The organism is Pseudoalteromonas sp. Z1A6 (assembly GCF_011378745.1).
Lineage (GTDB): Bacteria > Pseudomonadota > Gammaproteobacteria > Enterobacterales > Alteromonadaceae > Pseudoalteromonas > Pseudoalteromonas arctica.
On the sequence record NZ_WTKW01000267.1, the window covers coordinates 1 to 5,848 of the forward strand.

The following is a 5,848-nucleotide window of genomic DNA, read 5'->3' on the forward strand; positions in this document are numbered from 1 at the left end:
ATATTTTTTGTATTGGTGTATTTCCTCTTATTTTTTTACTTGTGGTAAATAGGCATGTAATAGATTTAACTAAGCCAAGTACAGTTAGCGTCGATCAAGAGCAGTTGAGAGAAGTTGAATTAAAGACAATTACTCTTAAAGGCGATAATAAAAACGACGAAATTAACACGGCTCATCACCATATTTTATTTATTAAATCTTCAGACAACTATTGTGAAATAACAATACTGGAAGGAGCTTCAACTTCACGTAAACTATTACGTGTATCTCTTAGCGGTTTATTAAAGCAGCTTCCAGAAAATACAATTATATTACGATGCCACCGTTCTTATGCGGTCAACCTGCAAAACATTCAGCACTACAGTGGTAATGCTGGAGGATTGCAATTATCGCTGCATACAATTGATATTAAAATACCGGTGTCTCGTTCTTATGTAAAAGTAATAAAAGATGCTTTGTCATTAATCCCAAAAACATGTTAATCCCCCCTAAAACATGGGCTTTATACCTCGTCTTGTAATTGAGACCTAATAAGTCGCTTTGTATTTTTACTATTGCCAAGATTAAGTTGAAATTTACAACTTAACGAGGAAAGTAGATATGAAATACGCTATCAAGGCACTTGTAATAATTTCTATATTTGTATTTTGCCACTATGTAATGAGGCAGTTTTGGGGAGAAGGTTGGTCTAGCTGGTTGTCTGAACTTGATAATCTAACTGGCATTTTATTTACCCCCGCTAAATATACTTTTTTATATGGACCGTTAGTTATTGCGGCTATTATTTTGTTTAAACAAAGTGAGCCTTTTGAATCTATAGGGCTTAATTCTTCTGGTTTTATTAACTATGCACTCGCAGCAATTATTTGTTGTGCTCCTATGGCAATAGGTTATGGATTTTTGAGTGATGAACTTAACCTATCAATACCAGCAATAATCACCGGCTCAGTTTATGCGGGTTTTTTTGAAGAGCTAATTTTTAGGGCTGCATTGTTTGGTGTTTTATTTAAATATAGTAGATGGGGCTTTGTGCCTGCGGCATTAATTAGTTCAGTAATATTTGGCCTGGGTCATATTTATCAAGGTAATGATGCGATTTCTGCATTGATGGCGGTTGCGATCACTACTGTAGCAGGTACATGGTTTGCGTGGCTATATTGTGAATGTGGTTATCGTATTTGGTTTCCTATGTGGATGCATATTTTTATGAATGCAGCTTACGGAATATTTGGTATGTCGGGTGGCGCAGTAGGTGATCTACAAGGTAACTTGTTTAAAGCAACAGCCATTGTGTTAAGTATTGTGTATGTTGAGATGCTAATTCGACGAGGAAAGCAGCGCGAAGTTACATTATCAAAATTATTTCAATGCACTAAAAGTGGCCTTTATACGCAACAAGCTAACTTAAATTGATTGGGAAACGACCATGCTAGAACTATTTATTGTAATAACTATATTTAGCTCACCCTTTGTGATTCTTACTATTACTAAACGTTATTTCACCTATAAAACTACAATAATGGCAGCGCAAGCAAAATTTAAAGGACTGAGTAATAATAAGATAACAAAATTAGAGGAACAAACAGCGATGTTGAACAAAAGATTGGCAGTGCTAGAGGAAATAGTAACATCTCGCCACTTTGAGTTATCAAATAAAATAGCTCAGTTATAAGCACTTTGATAAGTATGACCCAAACGTATGAGCCTATTAATTTATTAATAGGCTCATACTGCAATAAGGTTTATTTTTAATCATAAATTACGACCATAGTCTCTATTTCTAAGCTTTAGATCTTGGTGCATGCTTAATACATTAAAATTTATACTCTGTATTAAGGATTATTAGATGAAACATCAACTCGCAAAAAGTGTCGCGCTTTCATTATTGTCCCCGGTAATTATTGGTAGCTTGTTAGGATTGTATTATGCACTAACGCTACAGGGTGATTTCTTATCCGTATTTTTTCAACTATTGATGACTGCTATCTCAAATGCACATATTGTAGGCTTAACGATGGCGGCCTTTGTTGTGCCAGGGTATTTACTAATGTTTAAGTATTCTAAAGTTAATTATTCAGGTGTATTAACGCTCGGTTTGTTAGGTGGCGCTATATTTAGTTACTTATTAAGTGCCTCAACTGGCGAGATATTTTTGATTAATAGTGTTATGTCAGCATTTGCAGCCGGACTGTTTTTATTTGGTCTTCGCAAATCGGTAAAAAAATAATCGTAGCATTATTAACCAAGCACGCTGATAAACGGTGTGATTTCCTTTTTTTTACCTCCAAAAGGTTCCAATTTTTCACGACAAAGAGTACCTTTAGCTACTGTATGTTTAATAAGAAGTAGTTTGGTATGCAAAAGCACGATTTTTACCAGTCATTAGTTAAGCAAACTGAATCGCTGATAGCTGGTGAATCTAATGTAATTGCCAATTTGGCAAACATAAGCGCGCTGTTATTTACCTCTTTAGAAGATGTAAATTGGGCGGGCTTTTACTTTATGGATTCTCCTACTGAATTAGTACTTGGTCCGTTTCAAGGTAATCCTGCATGCATCCGTATTCCCGTTGGGAAAGGGGTATGTGGAACAGCTGCGGCAACCGCTGAAACACAATTAATTGAAGATGTTCACGCTTTTGACGGGCATATAGCCTGCGATGCAGCGTCTAACTCTGAAGTGGTTGTACCTATCATGAAACATGGTAAAGTATTCGCAGTACTAGACATTGATAGTCCAAGTATTGGCCGATTTGATGCTGATGATAAAGCTGGCCTTGAAGCATTAGTGAAATGCTTAGAGGCGAGCCTGTAATGAAAGATTTGCTAAATGTTCAAGACTACCTATTTGCTGTGCAAGATGTTGGCGACTGGGAAGGCGAAGAAGAGCATGTAGCGGAAACGCTCAATGATTTAATTCATATTGCATGGGATCGTCTTCCAGATGATTCAGAATGTGAATTTATTGATGAAACAATTAATGGTATTTGGGAACACCTTCGGGGTGATATGGCTGTAATAGAAGCCGATTTCGAAGAGTTGGTCGACTGGGTAACACACTACGTCGATTCGTCCCTTGATGAAAAGATGTGAAAAATAGGTTCTAAAATGGAAACCACAAACAAGCTAAAAGATATTAATGAAGTGTTGGAATTTTTATATCAAGAATTCCCACAATGTTTTAAACAAAAAGATGGCATCAAGCCGCTTAAAGTAGGTATTTTTAAAGATATTGCTGAGCGTATTGAAGGGTCTGAAAAAGTAAGTAAGACTCAAGTTCGTCAAGCGCTTAGAAAATACACGTCTAATTGGCGTTATTTAGAAGCTGTGACAAAGTCAGAGTTTCGTATTGATCTTGATGGTAATCAAGGTGAAAAAGTTGAGCAAGAGCATATCGACCATGCACAAAAAGCATTGGAAGAAAGCCGTGCTAAAATGGCAAAACGCAAAAAACAACAGCGTCCTCGCCAAGATTCTGATTCTAAATCTTTCAAGAAAAAACCAGCTCATGCTAGCAAAGCAGGCGATAAAAACGCACCTGCAGCTAACAAACCTGCTAAAGCAGCGCCAGTTAAACGTTCAGGAAAAATTGAACCTTTACCAGCAACTGAGGTCAAGGTTAATAATAAGGTTAAGGTTAAACTTGGCCAAGCACTTGTAAATGCAGTAATCACTGAAGTGAACAAAGATGACGTTCATGTTGAATTAGTGACTGGTATGCAAGTTAAAACCAAAGCTGACAGCTTATACATCGTTTAAGTTGTAAATAAATTAAGGAGTTGTGTATGAGTAAAAAGTTTACGCTCATTCCGTTAGTTGCTGCCCTGTTTTCAGGTTCATTATTTGCTGCTGTAGAAGCCGTTACAATTGACGATTTACCCCAGCTTAAGCAAGAGAGTCAACATGGTACTGCTAGCAAACGAGTGGCTAGCTTATTTGCTCGTTCACACTATACACCGGTTCGATTTAACGATGAGCTTTCTAGTAAAGTGTACGATCGTTATATCGAATCCCTTGATTTTAATAAAAGCGTTTTCTTAGCCAGCGATATTGCTTCTTTTGAGCAATATCGTGATGACTTTGATAACGCTATTACTACCGGTAAATTAGACTTTACGTTTGATATTTTTAACTTAAGTCTTAAACGCCGTTTTGAACGTTACGAGTATTCACTTACTTTACTTGAAAAAGAAATGACGTTTGATAAAGAAGATGAATACTTTTTTGACCGTGAAGATTCATCATGGCCTTTGTCACAAGCTGAGCTTGATGAAATTTGGCGTGAGCGTGTAAAGTACGACGCACTGCGTTTAAAAATGACGGGTAAAGATTGGGAAGGCATTAAAGAAGTGCTGACCAAACGCTATAAAAATGCAGAAAAACGTTTAGTACAATCTAATTCAGAAGATGCTTTTCAAATTGTTATGAATTCGCTAGCACGTAGTATTGAGGCGCATACGTCTTATTTATCGCCACGTCGTGCAGAGCAATTCAAAATGGATATGGACTTAGAGCTTGAGGGCATTGGTGCCGTACTAAGCCCAGATGAAGACTACACTGTTATTCGCAGCTTAGTGCCGGGAGGCCCTGCAGATAAAACAGATCAAATTAAAGCTGATGACCGCATTATTGGTGTTGCCCAAGATGGCGAAGAATTTGTAGACGTAATTGGCTGGCGTTTAGATGACGTAGTTGATTTAATTAAAGGTCCTAAAGGGACTAAAGTACGTCTACAGTATTTAAAAGGTGTTGACGCTCACGGCGCACCTAAAGTTGTTGAAATCACGCGTGATAAAATTCGACTTGAAGATAGAGCGGCTAAATCAGAAGTATTTGAAGCAAAATACTCTGATTTAACAAGTAAAGTTGGCGTGATTGAAATTCCAGGCTTTTACAATAATCTTTCGAAAGATGTAAAAGTTGAGCTGGCTAAGCTTAAAGAAGAAAAAGTTGATGGTATTATTATCGACTTACGCCAAAATGGTGGTGGTTCTTTATATGAAGCAACACAACTGTCTGGTTTGTTTTTTGACCAAGGTCCAGTTGTTCAAATTCATACCTTAAATAACCGTATTGAAGAGCAAAAAGATCGCGATGGTATAACTTATTACGATGGTCCTTTAACTGTTTTAGTTGACCGTTACAGTGCCTCTGCTTCTGAAATATTTGCAGCAGCTATGCAAGATTACGGCCGTGCGGTTATTATTGGCGAGCAGACTTTTGGTAAAGGTACTGTACAGCAGCACAAAGGCTTAGGCCGCGCTTACGATTTATACGATAATGCGCTGGGTAGCGTACAGTATACGATTGCTAAGTTTTATCGTATTAACGGTGGTAGTACGCAACATAAAGGTGTGATCCCTGATATTTCGTTTCCATCAGCAATTGATCCTGCAGAGTGGGGCGAAAGTAAGCAAGATAATGCACTTCCTTGGGACAGCATTGTTAAAGCGAAATACAAAAAATTAGGTAATTTAACACCTATTATTACGTACCTTGAGAAACAACACGAAGTACGAATTAAATCAGAACCAGAATTTGGTTATGTATTTAATGACATTACCTTATACAACGAAGAGAAAGACCGTAAAACTATCTCTTTAGTTGAAGCAGACCGTATTAAAGAAAAAGATGAAGGTGAAGCACGTGCACTTGTACGTACTAACGAGCGTCTTAAGCGTTTAGGTAAAGATCCGGTAGAAAACTTAGACGATTTACCTGAAGTAATTGAAGAGCTTGACCCATTTTTGGAAGAAGCTGCATTAATTACTCAAGATTATATTAATTATGGTCGTATAGCTAAGAAGTAACAACTGGTTTTACCTCTATAAAAAAGGCGCATTAGCGCC

The 5,848-nt window shown here is 37.3% G+C and carries 8 protein-coding genes; all 8 read left to right on the forward strand.

The window, feature by feature from the left end; translation table 11 throughout:
• A partial coding sequence (locus GQR46_RS14975) for a LytTR family DNA-binding domain-containing protein (protein WP_165741347.1) occupies window positions 1-482 on the forward strand: 482 nt, incomplete at its 5' end.
• A 118-nt stretch (window positions 483-600) separates the two neighbouring features.
• The gene (locus GQR46_RS14980; RefSeq protein ID WP_165741348.1) at window positions 601-1,413 is read left to right on the forward strand and encodes a CPBP family intramembrane glutamic endopeptidase; all 813 of its coding nucleotides are present in this window, start codon (window positions 601-603) and stop codon (window positions 1,411-1,413) included.
• A gap of 13 nt (window positions 1,414-1,426) precedes the next feature.
• Window positions 1,427-1,672 carry a hypothetical protein gene (locus GQR46_RS14985; protein ID WP_165727867.1) on the forward strand — a complete coding sequence of 82 codons (246 nt, stop codon included), beginning with the start codon at window positions 1,427-1,429 and terminating at the stop codon, window positions 1,670-1,672.
• Window positions 1,673-1,846: 174 nt separating this feature from the next.
• Window positions 1,847-2,227 carry a hypothetical protein gene (locus tag GQR46_RS14990; RefSeq protein ID WP_007586920.1) on the forward strand — a complete coding sequence of 127 codons (381 nt, stop codon included), beginning with the start codon at window positions 1,847-1,849 and terminating at the stop codon, window positions 2,225-2,227.
• A gap of 128 nt (window positions 2,228-2,355) precedes the next feature.
• Window positions 2,356-2,814, forward strand: a complete 459-nt coding sequence (locus tag GQR46_RS14995; RefSeq protein ID WP_007586917.1) for a GAF domain-containing protein — start codon at window positions 2,356-2,358, stop codon at window positions 2,812-2,814.
• Window positions 2,814-3,092: a hypothetical protein gene (locus tag GQR46_RS15000; protein WP_002961910.1), complete on the forward strand. Its 279-nt coding sequence runs from the start codon at window positions 2,814-2,816 to the stop codon at window positions 3,090-3,092. Before GQR46_RS14995 ends, GQR46_RS15000 begins: the two co-directional genes overlap by 1 nt.
• Window positions 3,093-3,107: 15 nt before the next feature.
• On the forward strand, window positions 3,108-3,758 hold the full coding sequence (gene proQ, locus GQR46_RS15005; RefSeq protein WP_007586916.1) for an RNA chaperone ProQ: 651 nt from the start codon (window positions 3,108-3,110) through the stop codon (window positions 3,756-3,758).
• 26 nt (window positions 3,759-3,784) lie between these two features.
• Complete coding sequence (gene prc / locus GQR46_RS15010; RefSeq protein WP_165741349.1) at window positions 3,785-5,809, forward strand: carboxy terminal-processing peptidase; 2,025 nt, start codon at window positions 3,785-3,787, stop codon at window positions 5,807-5,809.
• Window positions 5,810-5,848 lie beyond the last annotated feature (39 nt).

Bases quoted from the DNA above. Each gene is read 5' to 3' on its own strand.
- GQR46_RS14985 (WP_165727867.1), top strand. From the start codon at position 1,427: ATGCTAGAACTATTTATTGTAATAACTATATTTAGCTCACCCTTTGTG.
- GQR46_RS14995 (WP_007586917.1), top strand. From the start codon at position 2,356: ATGCAAAAGCACGATTTTTACCAGTCATTAGTTAAGCAAACTGAATCG.
- GQR46_RS14990 (WP_007586920.1), top strand. From the start codon at position 1,847: ATGAAACATCAACTCGCAAAAAGTGTCGCGCTTTCATTATTGTCCCCG.
- proQ (WP_007586916.1), top strand. From the start codon at position 3,108: ATGGAAACCACAAACAAGCTAAAAGATATTAATGAAGTGTTGGAATTT.
- GQR46_RS14980 (WP_165741348.1), top strand. From the start codon at position 601: ATGAAATACGCTATCAAGGCACTTGTAATAATTTCTATATTTGTATTT.
- prc (WP_165741349.1), top strand. From the start codon at position 3,785: ATGAGTAAAAAGTTTACGCTCATTCCGTTAGTTGCTGCCCTGTTTTCA.
- GQR46_RS15000 (WP_002961910.1), top strand. From the start codon at position 2,814: ATGAAAGATTTGCTAAATGTTCAAGACTACCTATTTGCTGTGCAAGAT.